The sequence below is a fragment of the Halomonas sp. 707D4 genome (assembly GCF_024158685.1).
Lineage (GTDB): Bacteria > Pseudomonadota > Gammaproteobacteria > Pseudomonadales > Halomonadaceae > Vreelandella.
In genome coordinates this window covers 1-1,551 of sequence record NZ_JAMZBD010000617.1, presented here as the reverse complement: position 1 = coordinate 1,551, position 1,551 = coordinate 1, and the positions used below count along the sequence as shown (strand labels likewise).

The window sequence follows — 1,551 nt, the reverse complement described above, 5'->3', positions numbered from 1 at the left end:
AGCCAGGTGCCGCCGGCCAGCAGGTCGCGCCCGCCGAGAAGCCCGGGCACGTCCTGCCAGTAGTCGAGCGGCGCGGTCGGGCGGGCGTGGAACTCATCGCGGTTGCCGGCGAGCTTCAAGGGCGTGGCGCTGCCGGGCTGCCAGGCGAAGGTGATCAGACACATGGTCGTCGTGGCTCTGTTGCGTGGCGGGGCGGGCAACATGCCCGCGCTCTCGGTAAGGGTTGATGGTATCATCTGAGGCGATATCGACCATGCAGCCACGGATCAGCCGACCATGCAATGCCTTCCCGAACCCGGCGCCCCTTTCATGTACGACTCTGTCACGTGCGACTCTGTCACGTACGTCCCTGTCACTTTTCTGCCAGCGGAGAACCTCGCGCCATGAGTATCGCCCTCACCCTGTTCGGCTACCTGGCACTCGGGGCGGCCGCCGGTACCATGGCGGGGCTGTTCGGCGTCGGCGGTGGGCTGATCATCGTGCCGGCGCTGGTGTTCGCCTTCGATCTTCAAGGCGTGGCGCCGGAGATCGCCATGCACCTGGCGGTGGGCACGTCGCTGGCCACTATCGTGGTCACCGGGGCGTCGTCCACGCTCGGCCATTACCGCAAGGGCAGCATCCACAAGGGGTGGTTCCTGGCGCTGCTGCCGGGGTTGATGCTCGGTGCCATCGGGGGCGTGTTCATCGCGGGCAATCTCTCCGGCACGGTACTGGGTACGCTGTTCGGCGTATTCGTGCTGCTGCTGGCCGCCAAGATGGTGTTCGGGCTCAAGCCCAGGCCCGGCAGTCTGGCGCCGGGCAGGGTCGCCATGACCCTTGCCGGCGGCGTGGTCGGGGCGATCTCGGCGCTGTTCGGGATCGGCGGTGGGGCGATGACCGTACCCTGGCTTTCGCGCTGCGGCGCCACCATGACCCAGGCCGTGGGCACCTCGGCGGCCTGCGGGCTGCCCATCGCCCTGGTGGGCGCGCTCACCTTCGTGGTGGTGGGGTGGGGCAATCCCTTGCTTCCCGCCTGGGCCACGGGGTTCGTCATGTGGCCGGCATTCTTCGGCATCGTGCTGGCGAGCGTCCCCTTCGCCCGCTTAGGCGTCAAGCTCGCCCACGTCTTGCCAGCGCGCGTATTGCGGTTATCCTTTGCGCTGCTGCTGGCCGTGGTCGGGTTGCGTTTCGTGCTCGGCTGAAACGCCAGGCTCGCCCACCGCCATTACTGGTTCGCTTACATAGAGACGGCTGATGATCAACTATCCCGCGATTGACCCCGTGGCAATTTCCCTCGGGCCTTTACAGGTGCACTGGTATGGCCTGATGTACGTGGTGGGCTTCGTGGCCGCCTGGTGGCTCGGCTGCAAGCGCGCCTCGCGCATCGGGCTGACCAACGACGACATCAGCGATCTGCTGTTCTACTGTGCCATTGGTGTGGTGGCAGGTGGTCGCCTGGGCTACGCCTTCTTCTACGGCCTGGGGCAGTGGGCCGCCGACCCGCTATGGGTCTTCCGCGTCTGGGATGGCGGCATGAGCTTTCATGGCGGGCTGATCGGCGTGCTGCTGGCC

The 1,551-nt window shown here is 66.9% G+C and carries 3 protein-coding genes; 2 read left to right on the top strand and 1 reads right to left on the bottom strand.

Annotated features, from left to right (window positions below; translation table 11 throughout):
* On the bottom strand, positions 1–164 hold a 164-nt coding region (locus tag BIS11_RS17235), incomplete at its 3' end, for an NRDE family protein (RefSeq protein ID WP_253586677.1).
* Positions 165–383: 219 nt separating this feature from the next.
* On the opposite strand from BIS11_RS17235, the gene BIS11_RS17230 reads away from it, so the two are divergent.
* Together BIS11_RS17230 and BIS11_RS17225 are read left to right on the top strand one after the other, a co-directional pair.
* On the top strand, positions 384–1,181 hold the full coding sequence (locus BIS11_RS17230) for a sulfite exporter TauE/SafE family protein (RefSeq protein WP_253424571.1): 798 nt from the start codon (positions 384–386) through the stop codon (positions 1,179–1,181).
* Positions 1,182–1,233: 52 nt separating this feature from the next.
* Positions 1,234–1,551: prolipoprotein diacylglyceryl transferase (locus tag BIS11_RS17225; RefSeq protein ID WP_253586676.1), on the top strand; the 318-nt coding region annotated here is incomplete at its 3' end.

Excerpts from the sequence above, each read along its gene's own strand:
- BIS11_RS17230 (WP_253424571.1), top strand. The coding sequence starts at position 384 with ATGAGTATCGCCCTCACCCTGTTCGGCTACCTGGCACTCGGGGCGGCC.